This is a genomic window from Glycomyces paridis, assembly GCF_004912155.1.
In the GTDB taxonomy this organism is placed as follows: Bacteria; Actinomycetota; Actinomycetes; order Mycobacteriales; family Micromonosporaceae; genus Glycomyces; species Glycomyces paridis.
On the sequence record NZ_STGX01000002.1, the window covers coordinates 90,075 to 111,687 of the forward strand.

Below are 21,613 nucleotides of genomic sequence, written 5' to 3' on the forward strand. Positions count from 1 at the left end.
TCTGTCTCCTTCTAACGCTCGGACGCGTCCAACACTAGCTTCCGGGCGCTCGACCGCGCCCAGTTCTCCGCTTCGAGGACGTCTGCGACACCGGAGGGCCGCCCGCCGTGCCCCGCAAGGCCATCGGGGGCCGCGGCGAGGACGGCCTCGATCGCGTCGACGATGCCGAGGAAGGGGAGGCGCCCGTCGCGGAAGGCGGCGACGGCCTCCTCGTTGGCGGCGTTGTAGACCGCGGGCATGAGGCCGCCTGCGCGGCCGGCGTCCTTGGCGAGGGCGACGGCGGGGAAGGCGGTCTCGTCGAGCGGTTCGAAGTGCCAGTCGGCGGCCTGCGTCCAGTCGACGGGGCGGGCGGCGCCGGGGAGGCGGTCGGGCCAGGCGAGGGCGTGGCCGATTGGCAGGCGCATGTCGGGCGGGGAGGCCTGGGCGATGGTGGAGCCGTCGGTGAACTCGACCATGGAGTGGATGACCGACTGGGGGTGGACCACGACGTCGATGCGGTCGTAGGGGACGTCGAAGAGCTCGTGCGCCTCGATGACCTCCAGGGCCTTGTTGACCATGGTCGCGGAGTTGATGGTGACGACCGGTCCCATGGCCCAGGTGGGGTGGGCGAGGGCCTGTTCGACGGTGACGTCGGCGAGTTCGCCGCGGGTGCGGCCGCGGAAGGGGCCGCCGGAGGCGGTGAGGACGAGTTTGGCGACGCGTTCGGCGGTGCCCGAGCGCAGGCACTGGGCGAGCGCGGAGTGCTCGGAGTCGACGGGGACGAGCTGGCCGGGCGCGGCGAGGTCGCGGACGAGGGCGGCCCCGGCGATGAGGGACTCCTTGTTGGCGAGGGCCACTTGGCGTCCGGCTCGGAGTGCGGCGAGGGTCGGTCCGAGGCCGATGGACCCGGTGATGCCGTTGAGGACGGTGTGGCAGTCCCAGGCGGCGAGCTCGCTCATGGCCGAGGGCCCGGCGATGAGCTTGGGCATCCTGGCGTCGCCGGAGGTCCAGCCCTGTTTCGTGGCGGCCGCGAACAGGCGCAGCTGCACGTCCTCGACGGCCCTGGGGTCGGCGACGGCGACGACGTCGACGCCCAGTTCGACGGCCTGCTCCGCCAGGAGCGCCGGGTTGGCACCGCCCGCGCCGATGCCGACGACGCGGAAGCGGTCGGGATTGGCGCGGACGATGTCGATGGCCTGGGTGCCGATGGAGCCGGTGGACCCCAGGAGCACGATCTCGCGTTGGTCGGTCACGGGATCATTATCCGCTATCGGAAGACGACGGTTTTGTGGCCGTTGAGGAGGATGCGGTCGTCGAGGTGGGCGGCGAGGCCGCGGGCGAGGCAGGTCGACTCCAGGTCGCGTCCGGCGGCGACGAGCTCGTCGGGGCTGTGCGCGTGGTCGACGCGGGCGACCTCCTGGTCGATGATGGGGCCCTCGTCGAGGTCGGCGGTGACGTAGTGGCAGGTCGCGCCGATGAGCTTGACGCCGCGGGCGTGCGCCTGGTGGTAGGGCTTGGCGCCCTTGAAGCTGGGCAGGAACGAGTGGTGGATGTTGATGATGCGCCCGGGCAGTTTGGCGCAGAACTCCGAGGAGAGGATCTGCATATAGCGGGCGAGGACCACGACGTCGATGCGCTCGGCCTCGACCAGGTCGAGGACCTGTTGCTCCTGCGTGGCCTTGCCCTCCTTGCCGACGGGCAGGTAGTGGAAGGGGACGCCGGAGGAGGCGGCGAGGTCGGCCCAGTCGGGGTGGTTGGAGACGACGGCGGCGGCCTCGCCGTGGAGGGCGCCGATGCGGAAGCGGTAGAGCAGGTCGTTGAGGCAGTGGCCCTGCTTGGAGGCCATGATGAGCACGCGGGGCTTGACGGCGCGGTCGTGCAGGCGCCAGTCCATGTCGAATTCGCGGGCGATCTCGGCGAAGCCCACGGCCAGCTCGTCGCGCAGGGTCGCGCCCTCGCCCTGTCCGGCGCCGTCCGCGGAGAACTCGACGCGCATGAAGAAGCGGCCCGATCCGTGCTCGGAGAACTGCTGGGAGTCCTCGATGTTGGCGTTGCGGCGGGTCAGGAAGCCCGAGACCGCGTAGACGATGCCGAGGCGGTCGGGGCACGAGAGGGTGAGCACGAACTGGCTGGTCATCCTGGCAATGATACGGAGTGGTCGGCGCGGGCGGCCACGGCGTTCCGCCGCGACCCGAATGTCCGCGCGGCGGCCCGTTCGCGTCGGTGCGGCGGCCGTGCGCCGTTCACGTCCGCGGTCCGGTTCGCGCACGCCGCCGAGGGCGGGCCCGGACGGGCCCGCCCTCAAGCTATGCGGTTGTCAGGTGCGGTCGTCAGCCGATCGCGGCGCTGGCCTGCTCGATGAAGGCCGCGGCCGACTCCTGCGGGGTCGCCTGGTCGAACAGCAGCGACTCGTAGACGCCGAGCATGATGTCGGCGATGCCGCCGGCGCCGACCGGGGACACCGGCGGGGCCTCGCCCAGCTCGGGCGTGATGGTCGCGATGAATTCCGCGCCGAGCTGCTGGTCCGCCGGCAGGGTCGGCAGGATCCGCTCGCGCTGCGCGATGTTGGACGGCAGGCCGCGGTCGGCGAGGCACAGGTCCAGCGACTTGTCGTTGTTGAGCAGGAAGTCCACGAGCTTGCCCGCGGCGGCCTTGTCGGAGGTGGTCCGACCGACCGACCAGAACATGGCCGACTTGAGGAACATGCCCCGCGTGCCCTCGGACTCGCCGGGGATGCGCAGCAGGAGCAGTTCGGAGCCGAGGATGTCCTGGATCGCGCCGATCTGGTTGGTCCAGTAGAACTCCGTGACGCCGGTGCCGGTGGCGAGCGGGGCCTGGTCCTGGCCCGCGGCGTAGCCCTCGACGATCTTGCTGGCCTCGGGGATGGCGCCGGCGTCGCGCAGGTCGACGACCATCTGCCACCACGCGGTCAGGGTCTCCTCGGTGAAGCCGAGCTGGCCGTCCTCGTTGTAGAGGCTCTCGCCGCGCTGGCGCGCGAACACGTTGAACAGCGACTCGTTGTTGAGCGAGACGCCCGAGTTGCCGACGGCGTCGCCGTTGGCCGAGAGGTCGGTGGTGAACTGGATGAAGTCGGCCCAGGTCCAGGTGGTGTCGTCCGGGACGGTCATGCCCGCGGCCTCCACGAGGGCCGGGTTGACCAGCAGCGCGATGGCGTTGACGCCGGTCGCGATGCCGTAGGTCTTGCCGTCGAGCTGGCCGCTCTTGAGGACCGAGTCCTCGATCTGGGAGAGGTCGATGTCGAGCTCCTCCAGGGGCAGGAGGGCGTTCTTGTCGGCGTAGTCGCGCAGGTACTTCTCGTCCTGCTGCATGACGTCGGGCGTGTTCCCGCCGGAGACGGAGACGTTGAGGGCGTCCCAGTAGCCGGAGAAGTCGGCCGGGCTGGGCTTGATCTCGATGTCCTTGTTCTCGGCGATGAAGGCGTCGATGATCTGCTGGGTGTACTCGTGGCGCGGCTCGGAGCCCCACCACCAGAAGTCCAGCTCGCCGTCGCCCTTGTCGGCGCCGCCGTCCTCGCCGCCGCACGCCGCGAGGAGGGGGGCCGCGGCCGCGCCGAAGATGCCGGCCTTGGCGAGCGTTCGCCGGGACACGCCCGAGGGGTTGGATGACTTCATTGTCTTCGTCCTTTCAGGACTTGGTGAGGGTTGTTTGCCGGATTTACTTGATGCCGGTGGTGGCGATGCCTCGGACGAGGTACCGCTGGCCGGCGAGGAAGAACCCGAAGATCGGGCCCAATGCGACGATCGACATCGCGAAGAGCGCGCCCCAAGAGGTCTGGCCCTGGGAGTCCATGAACAGACGGAGGGCCAGGGGCACGGTCTGGAGGTCGACGTCGCGCAGGTAGATGAGCTGTGAGTAGAAGTCGTTCCACGTCCAGATGAAGGTGAAGATGGCCGTGGTCGCCAGCGCGGGCATGCACAGCGGCATGATGATCCGCAGGTAGGTGCCCCAGTAGCCGCACCCGTCGATCGCGGCGGCCTCGTCGAGTTCGCGCGGCAGGCCGCGGATGAACTGGACCATGAGGAACACGAAGAACGCGTCGGTGGCGAGCAGCTTGGGGACGATGAGCGGCCAGAGCGTGTCGACCCAGCCGAGGTTGTTGAACAGGATGTACTGCGGGATGATCACGACGTGGATCGGCAGCATGATGGTGCCGAGCATGATCGCGAAGAACATCCCGCGCATCGGGAAGCGGAGCCTGGCGAAGGCGTAGGCCGCCATCGAACAGGAGACGAGGTTGCCGATGATGGCGCCGGCCACGATGAGCAGCGAGTTGAAGATGTACTTCTCGAACGGGTGCGGGAGCGTGTTCCAGCCCTCGGCGTAGTTGCCCCATTCCCAGGTGGAGGGGATGAGCCCGGGGTCGGAGAAGATCTCGTCGAGCGGCTTGAGGCTCGCGGAGAGCATCCACAGCAGCGGGTAGATCATCACCATCGCGGCGGCGGTGAGCAGCAGGTGGAAGACGAAGCGGCGGAGGCCGACGGTGGATCGCCGCTCGGTGCGGCGGCTCGCCGGGGGCTTGGTCTCAGTCATTGTCGCCATAGAACACCCAGAATTTCGACATGAGGAAGTTGAGCGCGGTGAAGATCGCGATGATGGCCAGCAGGAGCCAGGCGATGGCCGAGGCGTAACCCATGTTGAACTGGGTGAAGCCCTGGTCGTAGAGGTACAGCGTCAGGAACAGCGTGGAGTCGGCCGGGCCGCCCTTGCCGCTGGAGACGATGAACGCCTGGGTGAAGGACTGGAACGAGTTGATGATCTGGAGGACCAGGTTGAAGAAGATGATGGGGGTCAGCAGGGGCAGGGTGACGCTGACGAACCGGCGCAGGACGCCGGCGCCGTCGACCTTGGCCGCCTCGTAGTACATGGTGGGGATCTGCCGCAGCCCCGCGAGGAAGATGATCATCGGGGACCCGAAGGTCCACACGTGCAGCAGGATGAGCGTGCCGAGGGCGTAGTCGGGGTGGGACACCCAGCCCTCCCCCTGGACCCCGAACATCGCCAGCACCTGGTTGACGAGTCCTTCGGTACCGAACACCTGGCGCCACATGATGGCGATTGCCACCGAGCCCCCCAAAAGGGAGGGCAGGTAGAACACGGAACGGTAGAAGGACATGCCGCGCAGGCCGCGGTCGAGCACGAGCGCGAGCAGCAGGGCGGCGGCCAGTTGCAGCGGCACCGAGACGAAGGTGTACACCGCGGTGACCTTGATCGACTGGAGCAGCCGCGGGTCGTCGAGCATCCGCTGGTAGTTCTCACCGCCGACCCATTCGCCGTAGCCGAGGCTGTAGTCGGTGAACGACAGGTAGAACGAGGCGACCATGGGCCCGATGGTGATGGCCAGGAGGCCGATCAGCCACGGGGACATGAAGCTCAGGGCCGCCCACCGCTCGCGGGACTTGATCGTGGTGCCGATCCCCCGGCGGGCCCTGGCGGGCTCGGGGGCGGGTGCGCCGGCGGCGGGCTCGGGAGGGGCACCCGAGCTGCGCTGCTCTGGGCGCACCACAGCGACATCGTTGTCGGTCATAAGGTATTGGGACCTTTCGGAGGGGGTTGGCTCCTAGATCACACCAGGCTATGCAACCGCTTGCCGGTTGTCAATGGCTCAACTTAAATTCTTGTATATCTTTTGTACCGGGGGTCCAACAAAGATCCCATGCCCGCGTCCTCCCTGTCCAGGCGCTCCCCCGGAACGGCGGGCGGCCCGCCCGACGGGTGTCGGGCGGGCCTGGGATTCCTGGTCGGGTTCCCCGGTTCAGACCTTGGCGGGCGTCCGCTCGCGGGCCGGGGCGGCCGGCTCGTCGGACTCCTTGATGCCGTACTTGGAGTAGAGGCGGCCCAGCGGCCCGGGGACCCACCAGTTCGCCCGGCCCAGCAGGCGCATGGTCGCCGGGACCAGGAGCATCCGCACGACGGTGGCGTCGAGGAGGATCGCGATCGCCATGCCCAGGCCGATCATCTTCATGAAGGTGATGCCGCTGAAGGCGAACGCGCCGACCACCACGATGAGGATGAGCGCCGCGGCGGTGATGATCGAGCCGGTGGACTGCATGCCGCGCAGGACCGCGGTCCGGTTGTCGGCGCCCCGGTCCCACTCCTCGCGCACCCGCGAGAGCAGGAACACCTCGTAGTCGGTGGCGAGGGCGAACAGCAGCGCGATCATGAGCAGCAGGTTCGAGGGGTCGATGTAGCCCGAGGGGGTGAAGTCGAGCAGGCCCGACAGGTGGCCCTCGCCGAAGATCCAGGCGACCACGCCGAGCGCGGCGCCCAGGGACACGGCGTTCATCAGGACCGCCTTGACCGGCAGCACGATCGAGCCGAAGGCCAGGAACAGGACGACCATGGTGACGATGACGATGTAGCCGAGCATGTAGGGCAGGCCCTCGCCGATCGCGTCGAGCATGTCGACCCGGTCGGAGGCGCCGCCGGTGATGAACAGCTCGGCCCCGTCGACCTCGACGCCGCGGGCGTCCTCGATGAGGTCGCGGGCCTCGGCACTGAACGGGTCGAGGTCGTAGAGGACTTCGAGGAGCACCGCGTCGGCGGTGGGTTCGGCCGCGGGCCGCACGCCGTCGACGTGGTCGAGTCCCGCGAGCGCGGCGGTGGCGGCCTCGGCCGCTGCGGCTCCCCCGCCTTCGACCATGACCTGGAACGTCTCCTCCTCGCCGCCGGGGAAGTCGTTCGCGAGCGTCTCGGTGACCACGCGGGACTCGGAGTCCTTGGGCATGTCGCGCTCGTCCACGCCGCCGAACTGGACGTCGAGGATCGGGCTGGCGAGCAGCGCCATGAACGCGAGCACGGGGAGGAGCACGAGCACCGGGCGGCGCATGACGCCCGCGGCGAGGCCGTGCCAGAAGCCGGTGTCGGCCTGCGGCCGGGGCGCGCGGCGCTTCCCGGTGAACGGCAGGCGGCCCTTGTCGACGCGGTGGCCCAGCAGGTACAGCAGCGCGGGCAGGGCCACGAGCGCCGAGAGCATGGCGACGCCGACCGCGGACATGACGCCGTAGGCGATGCCGTGCAGGAACGGCACGTCGACCAGCAGCAGGCCGCCCATCGACAGGACGATGATGAGGCCCGAGACCATGACGGTGCGACCGGCCGTGGCGACGGTGTTGAGCACCGCGTCCCGCTTGTCGCGCCCGGCGGCGAGCTCTTCGCGGAACCTGCGGAGCACGAACAGCGAGTAGTCGATGGACATGCCCAGGCCGATGATGGTGATGACGTTGGCGGCGAACACCGAGACGTCGGTGAACTCGGTGACGACGCGGGTGATGGCGAAGCCGCCGAGGATCGACATGCCGCCGATGAGCAGCGGCAGCGAGGCGGCCACGAGGGCGCCGAACACAATGATCATGATGAGCAGCAGGATCGGCATCGAGATCATCTCGGCGATCTCCAGGTCGTGCTGGACCTGCTCGGTGAGGTCGGCGAAGACGGCCGCGCCGCCCCCGAGCGTCACCTCCAGGCCGGCGGTGGCGCCGGCCTCGCGCAACTCCTCCTCGATCCCCGAGAAGACCCCGGCGCGCTCCTCCTCGGAGGCCCCGGCGAGGGAGATCGCCGCGAACGTGCGGTGCCCGTCCTCGGAGACGAACGACGGCAGCTGCGTGTCGTAGTAGGAGGTCACGCTCGCGACCTCGTCGAGCCCGCGGATCTCCTCGACGGCGCCCTGGACGGCGGCGGCGAACTCGGGGTCGTCGGCGGTGAGGGTGTCGGAGGAGTACAGGACCACGACCTCGGCGCCGATCGACCCGAACTCGTCCTCGATGGCCTGGGCGTCGCGGACCGAGGGGGCCTCTGAGGAGACGAAGCCGCCGTCGGTGAACTCGTCGAAGACGCCCAGGCCCCAGGTCGCGCCGATGGCGAACACGGCGGCCATGCCTGCGACGATGAACCACCTGGCCTTGATCGTCGCTCGTCCTATCAGGGAATACATCTGCAACTCCTCGGAGCTCTGCATGAGTGGGAGGCCTTGACCGCTGGTGCTTGAGGACCGACCGGCGGTAGGATGGTGAGCGTTGATAATTTAGCTAACGGTGTTCACATTAATGAACGCCCATCGTTGAGTCAACGCCGTTAACCGTTTTGTACTTGAGGAGAGCAGTGACTTCGAACACCGCGGGAGGCCCGACCCGCCGCGAACGGATGCGCGCGGAGACCATCGCCGAGATCAAGACGAGCGCCAGGAGCCAGCTCGAAGAGGCCGGACCCAGCGGCGTGTCCCTCCGCGCCATCGCCCGCGACGTCGGCGTCACCCCCGCGGCCCTCTACCGGTACTTCGACAGCCTCGACGCCCTGCTCATCGAGCTGTGCTGCGACTTCTACGACGAACTTATCGCCGACACCCGCGCCGCCATGGACGCATCGCCGCCCCAGGCCCACCTCGATCGGATGAAGGCCTGGGTCTGGGCCTTCCGCACCTGGGCCGTCGCCAACCGCCGCCGCTTCGAGCTCATGATCAGCTACCCCGAGGGCAACGGCGCCCTCATGGTCAACGGCGCGCAGCTCGAACAGGCCCCCGAGAACGTCGACCGCGTGACCCTGAAGTCCCTGGAGCACTCGCAGCTGTGCGGGAGGGAGCTCGCCGCGTTCTGGCGCCAGACCGAGGCCGAAGGCGGCGGCGCCCCCGGCGGCCCGCCGATGCCCGAGGTCTCCGACGCGCTCGCGCGCGAACTCCAGGACAAGTGCACGACCTTCATCGTCGGCGAACCCGTCCCCCTCCCCTGGATCTTCTCCTTCACCTCGGCCTGGGTCCGCGTGTTCGGCCTGGTCGTCATGGAGGCCTTCGGCAGCCTCCCCGTCCAGGAGAACGTCGACGAGTTCTACAAGACCCAGATCATGGCGATGCTGCGCGACTTCGGCATTGAGGGGTGAGCGGCATCGAGGGTTGAGCGGCGAGGATTGAGAGGCGAGGGTTGAGCGGTATCAAGGAGTGAACGGGATCAAGGCATGACGAAGGGGCCCGGCCGGACGGCCGGGCCCCTCCCACGTCTCGCTACGCGTCGGCCGCTTCGGCCGGGACGCTGCGGATGTCGTGCCCCACGCTCGTCATGCACTTGCCGGACTTGAGGTTCCACTTCCAGCCGTGCATCTGGCAGGTCAGCACGCCCTCCTCGACCTTGCCGAACACCGACAGGTCCGCCTTCAGGTGCGGGCAGCGCCGCTGGAACTGCCAGCCCTGCACCGTGATGTCCTCGTCGTCGGGGCGCTGCTCGGCGTACCAGCCCTCCGCGTACTGGAGCCGCTCCTCCGACAGGCACTTGAAGAACGCGTACACGTACTCGTTGTACTGGCCGATCCGCGCCGCCGTGAACCGGCACGACAGGAACAGCGAGTTCACCCAGTCGACCTCGCGGATGTGCAGCAGGTGCTCGATGAGGCGCCGCTCGGTGCGGAACCGGTAGCGGACCTTCGCCCCGTCGTCGTGGTAGATCCGCCGCTCCAGGAAGTCGAAGACGACCGACTCGACGACCTCCTCCGAATCCGGCGCCGTCAGGTCGAACCGGACCGGCCCGCCGATCCCGGTGGCGATGTGCTCGGCCGAGACCATGAGCGGCTCGATCCGCTCCCGCAGCGTCGCCAGCACGTCGATCTCCGGGTGCGACCACGAGGCCTTCTCCGCCTCGATCCGCCCGCGCTGGCGGTCCCGGTACTCGTCCAGGTGCCGCTTCTTGTCGGCGAACCACTGCCGCAGGTCCTCGACCGGGTGCGCCACCGAGGCGGTGCCGTCCGCGTTGACCTCGGCGATCGAACCGGGCAGCAGGATGATGTTCTTCTCGTGCCCCTGCTCCTCCAGCCAGTCCGCATAGGTCAGCTGGTCGGGGAAGATGTTGCCCTCGTCGCCGAAGACGTCGTTGAACTCGTACAGCGCGTCGTCCAGGAACGCCGGCGGGCCCGCGATCGGGAAGACCCAGCCGCCCTTGACGTCGTCGATGTAGCGCAGCGACCGGTCGAACCCGCGCTCGCGCTTCTGCTTCCCGAAGGCGCGCTTGGCGTTGTCGGGCAGCTCGTACACCATCGGAAACCAGATCGCGCCCGAGAACTGGAGCAGGTGCGCGTGGATCTCCCCGTGCTGGAGGAACACGCTCATGTCGGTGGGCCGCGCGTCGTTCTGGTTGAGCAGCCGCGTCCCGTCGGCGTCCTCGACCCACAGCGACGAGTCGCCGATCGGGCCGTCCGTCGGGCTCGTGAGCGCCTGGATCATGACCTTCGCGCCGCCGGGCAGCTCCACGATCTCCTCGGAGACGGTCTTGATGAACTTGTGGAAGCCCAGCGCCCGCAGCTCCGCCTCCAGTTCCGAAGTGGGGTACTCCGGCAGCAGGACCGTCGTGTCCTTGCTGATGTGCTTCGTGAGGTTCTCCTCGTCGAAGTGGTCGCGGTGCAGGTGCGACACGTAGAGGTAGTCGGCCTGCCCGAGCTCGTCCCAGTCCAGTTGCGAGTTGTCGGGGAAGGGGAACCACGAGGCGAAGTAGGCGGGGTTCACCCAGGGGTCGCACAGGATCGATCCCGAAGCGGTCTCGATGAACATGCTGGCGTGGCCGGTACCGGTGATTCGCACGGTTACCCTTCCGAAGCGCGAGGACGACGACCGCTCAACTCTACAATCGCGCTCCCGTGCCGCGAGCCTGCGGTGAATTTCCTGTCCGCCGTCACAGCCCGCCGCCCGCACGGCCCCGTCGGTCACAGCGCGGGCGGGGCCGGGACGATCGGGCATGTGGCGTGCGAGACTGTCTGCGACCACCGGAGAGGTTGGAGGAACTCACATGGCTGCCGAAGAGCAGATTCTCTCGCCCGATCAGCGCAAGCCCACCAGCCGCAAGGCCCTGTACACCGCGCTGGGCGTCGCGATCGTCATCAACCTGGCGTACCTGTTCGGCAACCACCAGGGCTGGATCGAGGACGTCTTCATCCTCGTCACCGTCGCGGTCCTGCTCGGCGTCATCGTCTCCGACGCCTGGCTCCGCCGGACCGGGCTGCGTTAGCACCCCAGACCGCCTGCGCGACTTCGAACGACGAGTGAGGGGCGGTGCCGCTGACGCGGCACCGCCCCTCACTCGTGTCTCAGGCTCGAAACTCAGTGCATCATGCCGCGGCGCGCGAACATCTCGCGGACCTCGCGCAGCGCCGAGTCCACTTCGGCCTCGAAGTAGCCGCCCTGGACCAGCGAGAACTGGCTCGTGTCCAACTCTCGGTCCGACAGCGGCACCGGGTTGCGGCCCGTCATCGCCGCGGAGACCGCGTCGAACATCTGGTCCACCTGGCCCGGGTCGTAGCCCGAACCGAACCGGCGCGGCTGGAACGCCCGGCGCATCTGCTCGAGGCGCTGCACGTCGTCCGGCGTGAACGGGGAGTCCGACGCCCGCATCTCGGTCGTCATCTCCTCGCGGCCGTGGCGACCGGGCGCCTCGAACCCGCGACCCTCGTAGGGGTTGTTGCGGCGGTTGAAGTCCGGCGGGCTCGCCGCGCCCCGTGGGGCGCCGAAACCGTTGTCGGCGGGCGGCGCGAAACCGCCGTCCGGCGGACCGGCGGGCGCGCCGAAGCCGCCCGTCGGCTCGTGCTGGGGCATACCGCGGTCGAAACCGCCGCCCTGCATCGGCGGGCTCGGCGCGCCGCGGCGGCCGAAACCGGTGTCCTCCTGCGGCGGCGGCGCGAAACCGCTCGGGCCGCCGAAGTCGCGCCCGCGGGGCGCGCCGTACGGGTCGGGCTGCTGCGGCTCGGGACGGCCCATCGGCCCCTGCCCCATGCCCTGCTGCATGCCCTGCACCAGGTTCTGCGGGATCGCCTGGGTCGGCGCCGCGGGCGGCATCGGCTCGGGCTCGGGCTGGCCGTAACGCGGCTGCGGCCCCGACTGCTGGTGTGGCGGCATGGCCTGCGGCGGCATCGGCGGCTGCTGCTGCGGCACCGCCGCGCGGCGGCTCCCGGTGTCGCTGAACTCGTCGTCGTAGGCCGCGCCGAAACCGGGCGCCGGGTCCGGGCGCCTCGGCGCGGCCCCGTACCCGCCGGGCGCCTCGTTCGGGGCGAACCCCGGACGGCGCGGGTCGGACTGGAGCGGCAGCTGCTCGGTGGCGCCGTGCGGGCCGGGACCGGCCTGCGGCCCGTCGTGCACGGGCCCGCCGCGCTGCGGACCGGGCGGCGCGAAGTCGCCGCGCGAGGGCTCAGGGCCGCGCGGGGAGCCGTACCCCGACGGCTCGGGGGCGCCGCCGCGAGGGGCGAAGCCGTTGCCGCGCGGCGGCGCGAAGTCGTCGTGGCCGGGCGCGAAGTCGTCCCGGGGCGGACCGAAGTCGCCCGCCGCAGGTGCGAAGTCCTCGCGAGCGGGAGCGAAGCCGTCGCGGCCGAAGTCCTGGCCGCCGCCGCGCTGCCCGCCGAAGTCCTGGTTCCCGAAATCCTGGTTCCCGAAGTCGCCGTTGCCGAAGTCCTGGCCGCCGAACTCCTGGCCGCGGGGGGCCCCGAACTCCTGGCCGCCCCGCGGGGCGCCGAAGTCCTGCCCGCCGCGCTGGCCGCCGCCGCGCTTGGCGAACGGGTCATCGTAGTCGTCGCCGGGGGGCCCGGCGAGGAAGCCGAAGCCCTCGTCGTCGTCGCCGCGCAGGTCGCCGAAGCCGTCGGGGTCCGGGGCGGCGGCGCGCGCGGCACCGCGGCCGCGGCCGACCGGTTCGGGTGCGGGCGGCGGGGGCGCCATCTCGCGGGCGGCCATGAGGTCGTGCGAGGAGATCGCCTGGGTCGCCGCGGGGATGACCTGGGTCGCCTGGGCCTCGGGGGCGCGCCGCGATCCGGCGGTGGCCTGCGAGGGCGGGGCGGGGGCCGACAGGTCGGGCTTGCCGTAGTCGGGAGCGGGGGCGGTGCCGAGAACGCCGCGCTCCTCCAGTTCGGCGAGCTGGCGTGCGACCCGGTCGAGGTAGACGTCCACCTGCCACTCGTCGTAGCCGCCGAAGCGGACCCTGAAGACGACGTCGTCGACCTCGTCGGCCGACACGGGGCTGCCCACCGGCTCCCCGGCGAGGGTCGCCTCCACGCGGTCCAGGAACGCGTCGACCTCGTCGACCTTGTAGCCCCGGCTCAACGCCCGGCGCCGGAACCGGTCACCATGACTCGCCACTACCCAGCCACCCTTCTCCGCCTAATCCGCCGCGCCGTCGGGACCGGCCGGCTTCGCGCCGGCGCGGCCGGGGGTACCGGCCTCCCGGACCGAAGCGGCCAGCTGCCCGCAGGCGCCGTCGATCTCTTGGCCGCGCGTATCGCGCACCGTCGTGGACACGCCCGCGGCTCGCAGCCGTCGAACGAACTCCGCCTCCACCGGCTTGGGACTCGCGTCCCAGCGGCTCCCAGGCGTGGGGTTCAAGGGGATCAGGTTGACGTGGACGAGCTTGCCGGCGAGGAGCTTCCCGAGCAGGTCCGCCCGCCAGGGCTGGTCGTTGACGTCCCTGATCATCGCGTATTCGATCGAAACGCGACGTTTCGTCACCCGAGCGTACTCCCAGGCGGCGCCGAGGACCTCGGCGACCTTCCAGCGGGTGTTGATCGGGACGAGCTCGTCGCGCAGCTCGTCGTCGGGCGCGTGGAGCGAGACCGCCAGCGTCACCGGCAGGCCCTCCTCCGAGAGCTTCTTGATCGTGGGCACCAGGCCGACCGTGGAGACGGTGATGTTGCGCGCCGACAGGCCGATGCCGTCGGGCACGGGCCCGGTGATGAGGTGCAGGGCGCTCTTGAGGCGGGCCCAGTTCGCCAGCGGCTCGCCCATGCCCATGAACACGATGTTCGAGAGGCGCCCGAGGCCGCGTTCGGCGGCGAGGCGGGCGGCGGCGACCACTTGGTCGACGATCTCGGCGGTGGTGAGGTTGCGGGTCAGGCCGCCCTGGCCGGTGGCGCAGAACGGGCAGGCCATGCCGCAGCCGGCCTGGGAGGAGACGCAGGCGGTCACCCGGTCGGGGTAGGCCATGATGACGCTCTCGACGAGCGCGCCGTCGTAGAGGCGCCACACGGCCTTGACCGTCCTGCCCTCGTCGCACGAGTCGACCCGCACGGGGTCGAGCAGGCGCGGGAGCAGTGCCTCGCCGATCGCCTCGCGGGCGGCGGCGGGGAGGTCGGTCATGAGCGAGGCGTCGCCGACGTGGCGGCCGAAGTACTGCTGTCGCAGCTGCTTGGCGCGGAAGGCGGGCTGCCCTATCTCGGAGAGGACGGACTGGCACCCGGCCAGGTCGAGATCGGCGAGGTGGCGCGGCGCGGCCTTGCGGGGGCGCGGTTCGGTCAACGTGAGTGCTACAGACATGTCACGACCTAGTCTCGCATGACTGGCCCGGCGGTCGCCAACCCCGCATCGCGGAATTCACCCCGGGCCCTCCTTCAACGGATACACCAATCAGGACACATCACCCGAGCAGGTAACGGAACCACACATAGGCCACCGGGGCCACCATGAGGATCGAGTCGAGACGGTCCATGACGCCGCCGTGACCGGGGATGAGATTGCTCATGTCCTTGATGCCGAGGTCGCGCTTGAGCAGCGACACGGACAGGTCCCCCAAGGTAGCGGCCAGCGCCACGCACACGCCGAACGCCACGCCCAGCGGGATCGAGACGCCGAAGAAGCCCCAGAGGGTCGCGGCGCCGCCCGCGGCGGCCAGGACGATCGATCCGGCCAGGCCCTCCCAGGACTTCTTGGGGCTGATGGTGGGGGTCATCTGGTGGCGCCCGAAGAGCACTCCGGCGATGTACCCGCCGGTGTCGGAGCACACCACGGTGAACAGCATGATGATGACCTGGGCGGCGGCGCCGTCGATGAGGCGGGCGGCGTCGTTGTCCGAGGTGGCCAGGAGCATGACGAAGCCGGCCAGGAACGGCACCTGGACGAGCACGAGGGCGGCGGCGGGGACGTCGGTGCGGTAGCCGGTGGCGCCTTCGGAGAGGCGCCACACGAAGAGCGCGGCGACGCCGACGGCGGTGCCGAGCAGGAGGCCGGTGGCCCCGCCGAACCAGGCGAGGACCACGATGAGGACCCCGGCGGCCGCGAGCGGGAAGACGGGGACGTTCTTGCCGCCGCGGCGCATGGCGGTGCCGGTCTCCCAGCACGCGAAGGCGATGGCGACGACGGCGAGGCCGAGGAAGGCCACGGGCTGGATGAGCAGGGAGGCGAGGACCACGGCGGCCATGCCGAGTCCGGCGCCGATGGCGACCGGGAGGTTCCGGCCGGCCTTCGGCGCCCGTGCTCCGGGGTCGGCCGGTCTGGGCTCCTCCCCGTCGGGGGACGGGTGGGGGCGGGGACCGGGCGAACCGTCGGGTAGCGCGCTCATCAGATCTCGAGCAGCTCGGACTCTTTGGAGCCGACCAGTTCGTCAACGTGCCCGGTGAAGCGGCCGGTGAGGTCGTCGAGCTCCTTCTCGCCGCTGCGTCCCTCGTCCTCGGAGACCTCGCCGTCCTTGACGGCCTTGCCGATCTCGTCCTTGGCCTTGCGGCGGACGTTGCGGATGGCGATCTTGGCGTCCTCGCCCTTGGTGCGGGCGACCTTGATCATCTCGCGGCGCCGCTCCTCGGTCATGGGGGGCAGGTTCAGGCGCAGCTGGGTGCCCTCGTTGGAGGGGTTGACGCCGAGGTTGGAGTTGCGGATCGCGTCTTCGATGTCCTTCATCTGGGAGGCGTCGAAGGGCTTGACGAGGACCATGCGCGGTTCGGGGATCGCGATCGAGGCGACCTGGGGGATGGGGGTGGGCGTCCCGTAGTAGTCGACGGTGATCCGGTTGAACATGGCGGAGGAGGCACGGCCGGTGCGGATGGCGGCGAATTCCTCCTTGGCGTGCTCGATGGCCCGTTCCATCTTCTCCTCGGCTTCGAGGAGGGTGTCGTCAATCACGGCTTTCTCACATTCTCTCGCGGCCTGACAGCACTTCTGACCGTACCGTCCCGCGGTGCGCCTCCGGTGCTGCGGAGGTCCTTCGGGGGCGGCCGGTTCGGTGTCAGCCCTCGGCGGCGTGGATCAGGGTGCCGAGCTGCTCGCCGACGATGGCGCGGCGGAGGTTGCCCTCGTCGTCGGCGCCGAACACGAGCATGGGCAGGGCGTTGTCCTTGCAGAGGCTGAACGCGGCCTGGTCGACGACCATGAGCTCGCGTTTGAGGGCCTCGTCGAAGGTGATCTCGTCGAGCCGCTGCGCGTCGGGGTCGGTCTTGGGGTCGGCGGTGTAGACCGCGTCGACGCCGTTCTTGGAGACGAGGACGACCTGGGCGCCGATCTCCAGGGCCCGCTGGGCGGCGACGGTGTCGGTGGAGAAGTACGGCATGCCGGCGCCGGCGCCGAAGATGACGACGCGGCCCTTCTCGAGGTGGCGGATGGCGCGCAGCGGGAGGTAGGCCTCGGCGACCTGGGCCATGGCGATGGCGGTCTGGACGCGGGTGTCGACGCCCTCCTTCTCCAGGAAGTCCTGGAGGGCGAGGCAGTTCATGACGGTGCCGAGCATGCCCATGTAGTCGGCGCGGGCGCGGTCCATGCCGCGGCGCTGGAGTTCGGCGCCGCGGAAGAAGTTGCCGCCGCCGACGACCACGGCCACTTGGACGCCCGCGGCCACGCCGGCGGCGATTTGGCGGGCGACGCCCTGGACGACGTCGGGGTCGACGCCGACGGCGCCGCCGCCGAAGGACTCTCCGGAAAGTTTCAGCACCACCCGGCGGTTTGCGGTCTGACTCATGGCACTCCCCTGCTCTGTCGTCGCTTTCGGCGTCCGGCGGCCGCGCCGCCGCCGGTCGCGCTTCCCGGTCTCGCCGTTCGGCGACCGGACGGTGCGCGGACCGCTCTGCTCGCGGCCGCGCCGCTCGCAGCTGTGCCGTCTACGGACATGGAACGAGGCGGCGGCCTGCGCCGCCGCCCCTTCCGTGCTCACGGCTGGAGACAGTGTAGTCCGCTCGCGCGGACCGCTCGCTACTCCTGGCCGACTTCGAAGCGGACGAAGCCGGTGACCTCGGTGTTCGCCTCGGCGAGCACCTGCTTCACGGTCTTCTTGTTGTCGAGGACCGAGGTCTGCTCGAGCAGGGCGAAGTCGCGGTAGTAGGCGTTGACCTTGCCTTCCACGATCTTGTCCCAGGCGCGCTCGGGCTTGCCCTCTTCCTTGGCGGTCTCCAGTGCGACGCGCTTCTCGCCCTCGACGATGTCCGAGGGGACCTCGTCGCGGGTGAGGTACTTCGGGCGCATCGCGGCGGCCTGCATGCCGACCTGGCGGGCGGCCTCGGCGTCGCCGGTGTAGCCGACGATGATGCCGACGGCCGGCGGGAGGTCGGCGGACTTGCGGTGCATGTAGACCGCGACGTCGCCGTCGATCGAGCCGATGCGGCCGACGACGAGCTTCTCGCCGAGCTTGACGGACTCGTCCTGGACGACCTCGGCGACGGACTTGCCGCCGATCTCGGCCTTGGCGAACGCCTCGCCGTCGGCGGGGCGGACCTCGTCGGCGAGTTCGACCAGGGACTGGGCGAGCTCGATGAACGCGCCGTTCTTGGCGACGAAGTCGGTCTCGCACAGCAGCTCGAGCAGCGTGCCGCCGGACTGGGCGACCAGGCCCTGGGCGGTGGTGCGCTCGGCGCGCTTGCCGACGTCCTTGGCGCCCTTGATCCGGAGGGCCTCAAGGGCGGCGTCGTAGTCGCCGTCCGCCTCTTCGAGGGCCTTCTTGACGTCCATCATCCCGGAGCCGGTGGCTTCCCGGAGCTTCTTGACGTCAGCCATCGTGAAGTTGGCCATTGCTCCCCTTCTTACTTGTCGGCTTCTTCGACGGTCTTCTCGCCGGACGGCTCGACGACCTTCTCGGTGTCTTCGGTCTTCTCGGCCGCGAGGAGGTCCTTCTCCCAGTCGGCGAGGGGCTCGCCCTCGCCCTTCTCGACCTGGCCGCCGGAGCGGGCCATGAGGCCCTCGGCCGCGCCGTCGGCGATGATCTTCGTCAGCAGGGCGACGGAGCGGATCGCGTCGTCGTTGCCGGGGATCGGGAAGTCGACCTCGTCGGGGTCGCAGTTGGTGTCGAGGATCGCGACGACGGGGATGCCGAGCTTGCGGGCCTCGTCGACGGCGATGTGCTCTTTCTTGGTGTCCACGATCCAGATCGCGGCCGGGGTCTTCTCCATGTCGCGGAGGCCGCCGAGCGTGCGCTCGAGCTTGTCCTTCTCGCGCATGAGCTGGAGCATTTCCTTCTTGGTGCGGTTGGCCGCACCGTTGGCCTCGATGATCTCGAGTTCCTTGAGGCGCATGAGGCGCTTCTGGATGGTCTGGAAGTTGGTGAGCATGCCGCCGAGCCAGCGGTGGTTCACGAACGGCATCCCGACGCGCAGGGCCTGCTCGGACACGGCCTCCTGGGCCTGCTTCTTGGTGCCCACGAACAGGACCTCGCCGCCCTCGGCCACAACGTTCTTGACGAAGTCGTGGGCCTTGACCGCGTAGTCGACGGTCTGGCGCAGGTCGATGACGTAGATGCCGTTGCGGTCGGTGAGGATGAACCGCTTCATCTTCGGGTTCCACCGACGGGTCTGGTGGCCGAAGTGCACGCCGCTCTCGAGCAGCTGCCTCATGGTGACAACCGACACGGTTGTATTCCTTTCGTTCCCTGGTTCATTCGCGGAGGACGCCCGAGGTCCGGACGTTCCGCGCCTGGCGCCCGCCTCCGGCGATCTGCAACCGGGAGGTCCCGGACCTGGGAGATCGCGATGGCCCGACCGCTCCGATCGCACCGCACTCGAATGGAGTGGGCGATGGAGGTCTGGCCGCGGCGAGCGCGCGAAGTCGGTTCGGCGCGCGAGAGCGCCGTACCGCTCCGATCAGTGTACTCAGGCCTCCTGCGGGGCCACGAACGCGGTGGACCGCAGTGACTGAGGCAATCCGAGCCGCACGCCCCGCCCGCAACCGGAAACGCACGTCGCCTCCAATACCGCCCAGACCATCCATCGAGGTCAGAACCGGATGAACAAAGTTATCCACAGGCTTACAACTCGTCCTTGTCGATACCGGGCACCCGAGTCAGCATTGAGTCATGCGACGACTACACAACGCGATGATCCTCTGCCTCATCACCGTCTCCCTCCTGACCGCCTCCGCCGTCCTCGCCCCGACGCTCGCCCGTGCCGAAGCGCCCCGCTCCGGCCCGTGGCACTCCCCGGTCGGGTCGCTCGACCTCCTCACCGGCTTCGATCCGCCGCCCCTCCCGTGGATGCCGGGCCACCGCGGCGTCGACCTCGGCGCGGGTGGACCCGAAGTGACGGCCGCGGGCCCCGGAACCGTGGTCTTCGCGGGCGACCTCGCCGGAAGGGGCGTCGTCAGCGTCGCCCACACCGGCGGCCTGCGGACCACCTACGAACCGGTCGACCCGCTCGTGGCCGCCGGAGAGACGGTGACGGCGGGCCAGGTCATCGGGAACCTACAGTCCGGCCACGCCTCCTGCCCCGCCGCCGCGTGCCTCCACTTCGGGCTCAAGCGGGGCCCGCTCTACCTGGACCCGATGCTGCTGTTCGGCTCCGGCCAGGTCCGCCTGCTCCCCCGGCCGGGGACCACGACCGTCGCGGTCGGGCACCTGGAATCGGCTTCGAAAATCACCGAGACCCGAAGCGCCCGAACGCAGTCGGCTCCGATCGGAGCCCGGTCGTGAACCGCCGCGCACCGCAGGCCCCAGCGCCTGGCACCGCACCGCGCGAGGCGGCACCCGTCCCGAACCTCCGGCGGCTCAGCCCGCACCAGCTCGGCAGGTTCGGCGAACGCCTCGCCGCCGCGCACCTCCAGCGCCACCGGATGCAGATCCTGGCCCGGAACTGGCACCACCGACTCGGCGAACTCGACCTCGTCGCCCGCTGCGCCGACACCGTCGTGTTCTGCGAGGTCAAGACCCGGCGCTCGCGCCGGCACGGCGGCCCGCTCGGCGCGGTCGACGGCGAGAAGATCCGCCGCGTCGAACGCCTGGCCCGCGCATGGATGCGCGAGCACTGCCGACCCGACCAGCCCTGGCGGGTCGACCGCCTCGCGCTCACCGTCACCGGCGCCGCGCACATCGCACTCGAACACCGATCGGGGGACCGCCGTGGGTTACGCGCGCACGAACACCGTCTGCATGATCGGCGCCACCGCCGTCGCGGTGACCGTGGAGGCCTCGGTCTTCAAGTCCTCCTCGAAGGGCGCCGACTCGGTGCGCATGTCGGGCCTGCCCGACAGCGTCGTCAACCAGGCCCAGACCCGGGTCCGCTCGGCGATGGCGAACTCGGCCATGCGGTTCCCCGACAAGTCGGTGAGCGTCAACTTCGGTCCGGCCTCGGTGCCCACCACCGGTTCGGCAGCCGATCTGGCCCTGGCGCTCACGATCATGTGCGCCGACGAGACCCTGCCCGTGGAACGCCTCGAAGGCACAGTGCTCCTCGCCGAACTCGGCCTCGACGGCAGTCTCAGGGCCGTCCCCGGCACGCTCCCGGCCCTCATCGAAGCCGGCCGCACGGGACTGCGCACCGCGATCGTCGCACCGGACAACGCCGCCGAGGCGGCCCTGGTCGAGGACTTGACGGTGCTCGCGCCCAAGGACCTCGCCACGCTCGTCGCCTGGCTGTTCGGCCAGACCACGCTCGAACCGGTGACCCGCTCCGCGGCACCGCCCGGCCCGCCCCTGCCGGACCTGGCCGACGTCCGCGGACAACCCGGCGCCCGCCGGGCACTGGAGATAGCCGCCGCCGGAGGCCACCACATGCTCATGGTCGGCCCGCCCGGAGCCGGGAAGACGATGCTCGCCGAACGCCTGCCGTCGATCCTGCCGCCGCTGACCGACGCCGAAGCGGTCGAGGTGACCTCGCTCCACTCGCTGCGCGGCAGGTTCACCGGCGGCCCGGCCGAACTGCTCCAGCACGCCCCCTTCGAAGAACCGCACCACTCCACGACCATGCAGGCCTTGGTGGGAGGCGGCCACGGCAACATCGGCCCCGGCTCGCTCGCCCTGGCCCACCGAGGGGTCCTCTTCATCGACGAGGCCCCCGAATGGCGCCGCACGGTCCTCGACGCGCTGCGCCAACCCTTGGAGAGCGGCGAGGTCCGCATCCGCCGCGCCAACGCCTCGATCCGCTACCCGGCCAACGTGATCCTCGCCCTCGCGGCAAATCCCTGCCCGTGCGCTCCGAACAAACCGCAAGACTGCACCTGCACGCCGCAGATGAAGCGCACCTACCTGCCGCGGATCTCGCGACCGCTCATGGACCGGATCGACCTGCGGGTGAACCTCCCGGCCGTGCCGCCCTCGGCGATCCTCGCCGAAGTATCGGAGGCCGAATCCTCGGAGTCGGTGGCCAAACGCGTCGCCCGGGCCAGGGAGGCCGCCGCCTCCCGGTGGACCGGGGCGGGCGAACGGTGGCGCCTCAACAGCGACGTCCCCGGCCCCGCCCTCCGCTCCCCGAGGTGGCGACTGCCGCCCGAAGTGCGCGGCAGCGTCGACGAACTGCTCATGAAGGAACGCATCACCGCCCGCGGCTATGACCGGGTCCTCAAACTCGCATGGACCATCGCGGACCTGCGCGAACACGAAAGACCGAACGCCGAAGACGTCACGGCCGCAAGCGAACTGCGACTCGGCTACACGATGAGCTGACAGTCCCGACGCACCGCACCGCACCGCACCGCACCGCACCGCACCGCACC

17 protein-coding genes and 2 pseudogenes are annotated in these 21,613 nt (G+C 70.1%); 5 read left to right on the forward strand and 14 right to left on the reverse strand.

Features of this window, described 5'->3' with window-relative positions; genetic code table 11:
* Positions 1 to 11: 11 nt before the first annotated feature.
* The 6 genes from dxr to E9998_RS02545 all read right to left on the reverse strand — a co-directional run bounded on the left by dxr (position 12) and on the right by E9998_RS02545 (position 7,930).
* On the reverse strand, positions 12 to 1,211 hold the full coding sequence (gene dxr, locus E9998_RS02520; RefSeq protein WP_136528442.1) for a 1-deoxy-D-xylulose-5-phosphate reductoisomerase: 1,200 nt from the start codon (positions 1,209 to 1,211) through the stop codon (positions 12 to 14).
* A 35-nt stretch (positions 1,212 to 1,246) separates the two neighbouring features.
* Complete coding sequence (purU, locus tag E9998_RS02525; protein WP_136528141.1) at positions 1,247 to 2,116, reverse strand: formyltetrahydrofolate deformylase; 870 nt, start codon at positions 2,114 to 2,116, stop codon at positions 1,247 to 1,249.
* Between the two features lie 193 nt (positions 2,117 to 2,309).
* A complete protein-coding gene (locus E9998_RS02530) occupies positions 2,310 to 3,611 on the reverse strand; it encodes an ABC transporter substrate-binding protein (protein WP_136528142.1) in 1,302 nt (433 codons plus the stop codon).
* Between the two features lie 43 nt (positions 3,612 to 3,654).
* Positions 3,655 to 4,539 carry a carbohydrate ABC transporter permease gene (locus tag E9998_RS02535; RefSeq protein ID WP_136528143.1) on the reverse strand — a complete coding sequence of 295 codons (885 nt, stop codon included), beginning with the start codon at positions 4,537 to 4,539 and terminating at the stop codon, positions 3,655 to 3,657.
* Complete coding sequence (locus E9998_RS02540) at positions 4,523 to 5,524, reverse strand: carbohydrate ABC transporter permease (protein WP_136528144.1); 1,002 nt, start codon at positions 5,522 to 5,524, stop codon at positions 4,523 to 4,525. The genes E9998_RS02535 and E9998_RS02540 overlap by 17 nt, the downstream gene beginning before the upstream one ends.
* Positions 5,525 to 5,752: 228 nt before the next feature.
* Entirely contained in the window at positions 5,753 to 7,930 is a 2,178-nt protein-coding gene (locus tag E9998_RS02545) for an MMPL family transporter (RefSeq protein WP_136528145.1), read from the reverse strand.
* Between the two features lie 167 nt (positions 7,931 to 8,097).
* On the opposite strand from E9998_RS02545, the gene E9998_RS02550 reads away from it, so the two are divergent.
* On the forward strand, positions 8,098 to 8,868 hold the full coding sequence (locus tag E9998_RS02550; RefSeq protein WP_136528146.1) for a TetR/AcrR family transcriptional regulator: 771 nt from the start codon (positions 8,098 to 8,100) through the stop codon (positions 8,866 to 8,868).
* Positions 8,869 to 8,989: 121 nt separating this feature from the next.
* Here the strand turns inward: E9998_RS02550 and E9998_RS02555 are convergent, their stop codons facing one another.
* The gene (locus E9998_RS02555) at positions 8,990 to 10,552 is read right to left on the reverse strand and encodes a Rieske 2Fe-2S domain-containing protein (RefSeq protein WP_136528147.1); all 1,563 of its coding nucleotides are present in this window, start codon (positions 10,550 to 10,552) and stop codon (positions 8,990 to 8,992) included.
* A gap of 205 nt (positions 10,553 to 10,757) precedes the next feature.
* Between E9998_RS02555 and E9998_RS02560 the strand changes: the two genes are divergently transcribed.
* Positions 10,758 to 10,976, forward strand: a complete 219-nt coding sequence (locus E9998_RS02560; protein WP_136528148.1) for a DUF2631 domain-containing protein — start codon at positions 10,758 to 10,760, stop codon at positions 10,974 to 10,976.
* Between the two features lie 1,831 nt (positions 10,977 to 12,807).
* Here the strand turns inward: E9998_RS02560 and E9998_RS26985 are convergent.
* The 7 genes and pseudogenes from E9998_RS26985 to rpsB form a co-directional block, all read right to left on the reverse strand.
* Positions 12,808 to 13,087, reverse strand: a pseudogene (locus E9998_RS26985) (DivIVA domain-containing protein); the annotation flags it as partial.
* Between the two features lie 21 nt (positions 13,088 to 13,108).
* Positions 13,109 to 14,257: a dual-specificity RNA methyltransferase RlmN gene (rlmN, locus tag E9998_RS02570; RefSeq protein WP_136528149.1), complete on the reverse strand. Its 1,149-nt coding sequence runs from the start codon at positions 14,255 to 14,257 to the stop codon at positions 13,109 to 13,111.
* A gap of 100 nt (positions 14,258 to 14,357) precedes the next feature.
* Complete coding sequence (locus E9998_RS02575; protein WP_136528150.1) at positions 14,358 to 15,278, reverse strand: phosphatidate cytidylyltransferase; 921 nt, start codon at positions 15,276 to 15,278, stop codon at positions 14,358 to 14,360.
* Positions 15,278 to 15,835, reverse strand: a complete 558-nt coding sequence (gene frr / locus E9998_RS02580) for a ribosome recycling factor (protein ID WP_136528151.1) — start codon at positions 15,833 to 15,835, stop codon at positions 15,278 to 15,280. Before frr ends, E9998_RS02575 begins: the two co-directional genes overlap by 1 nt.
* Before the next feature lie 103 nt (positions 15,836 to 15,938).
* Entirely contained in the window at positions 15,939 to 16,664 is a 726-nt protein-coding gene (gene pyrH, locus E9998_RS02585; RefSeq protein ID WP_136528152.1) for a UMP kinase, read from the reverse strand.
* A 230-nt stretch (positions 16,665 to 16,894) separates the two neighbouring features.
* The gene (tsf, locus tag E9998_RS02590; RefSeq protein ID WP_136528153.1) at positions 16,895 to 17,707 is read right to left on the reverse strand and encodes a translation elongation factor Ts; all 813 of its coding nucleotides are present in this window, start codon (positions 17,705 to 17,707) and stop codon (positions 16,895 to 16,897) included.
* An 11-nt stretch (positions 17,708 to 17,718) separates the two neighbouring features.
* A complete protein-coding gene (rpsB, locus tag E9998_RS02595; protein WP_136528154.1) occupies positions 17,719 to 18,540 on the reverse strand; it encodes a 30S ribosomal protein S2 in 822 nt (273 codons plus the stop codon).
* A 443-nt stretch (positions 18,541 to 18,983) separates the two neighbouring features.
* On the opposite strand from rpsB, the gene E9998_RS26050 reads away from it, so the two are divergent.
* From E9998_RS26050 to E9998_RS02610, 3 genes and pseudogenes are all read left to right on the forward strand, one after another.
* Entirely contained in the window at positions 18,984 to 19,595 is a 612-nt protein-coding gene (locus E9998_RS26050) for a M23 family metallopeptidase (RefSeq protein ID WP_136528155.1), read from the forward strand.
* Positions 19,592 to 19,999: pseudogene (locus E9998_RS26990) on the forward strand (YraN family protein); the annotation flags it as partial. The gene E9998_RS26050 and the pseudogene E9998_RS26990, both read left to right, overlap by 4 nt.
* A gap of 22 nt (positions 20,000 to 20,021) precedes the next feature.
* Positions 20,022 to 21,563, forward strand: a complete 1,542-nt coding sequence (locus E9998_RS02610; RefSeq protein ID WP_136528156.1) for a YifB family Mg chelatase-like AAA ATPase — start codon at positions 20,022 to 20,024, stop codon at positions 21,561 to 21,563.
* Positions 21,564 to 21,613 lie beyond the last annotated feature (50 nt).

Coding starts and splice junctions, on each gene's coding strand:
- purU (WP_136528141.1), bottom strand. CDS start 2,116: ATGACCAGCCAGTTCGTGCTCACCCTCTCGTGCCCCGACCGCCTCGGC.
- E9998_RS02530 (WP_136528142.1), bottom strand. CDS start 3,611: ATGAAGTCATCCAACCCCTCGGGCGTGTCCCGGCGAACGCTCGCCAAG.
- E9998_RS02535 (WP_136528143.1), bottom strand. CDS start 4,539: ATGGCGACAATGACTGAGACCAAGCCCCCGGCGAGCCGCCGCACCGAG.
- E9998_RS02540 (WP_136528144.1), bottom strand. CDS start 5,524: ATGACCGACAACGATGTCGCTGTGGTGCGCCCAGAGCAGCGCAGCTCG.
- E9998_RS02545 (WP_136528145.1), bottom strand. CDS start 7,930: ATGTATTCCCTGATAGGACGAGCGACGATCAAGGCCAGGTGGTTCATC.
- E9998_RS02560 (WP_136528148.1), top strand. CDS start 10,758: ATGGCTGCCGAAGAGCAGATTCTCTCGCCCGATCAGCGCAAGCCCACC.
- rlmN (WP_136528149.1), bottom strand. CDS start 14,257: ATGTCTGTAGCACTCACGTTGACCGAACCGCGCCCCCGCAAGGCCGCG.
- E9998_RS02575 (WP_136528150.1), bottom strand. CDS start 15,278: ATGAGCGCGCTACCCGACGGTTCGCCCGGTCCCCGCCCCCACCCGTCC.
- pyrH (WP_136528152.1), bottom strand. CDS start 16,664: ATGAGTCAGACCGCAAACCGCCGGGTGGTGCTGAAACTTTCCGGAGAG.
- tsf (WP_136528153.1), bottom strand. CDS start 17,707: ATGGCCAACTTCACGATGGCTGACGTCAAGAAGCTCCGGGAAGCCACC.
- E9998_RS26050 (WP_136528155.1), top strand. CDS start 18,984: ATGCGACGACTACACAACGCGATGATCCTCTGCCTCATCACCGTCTCC.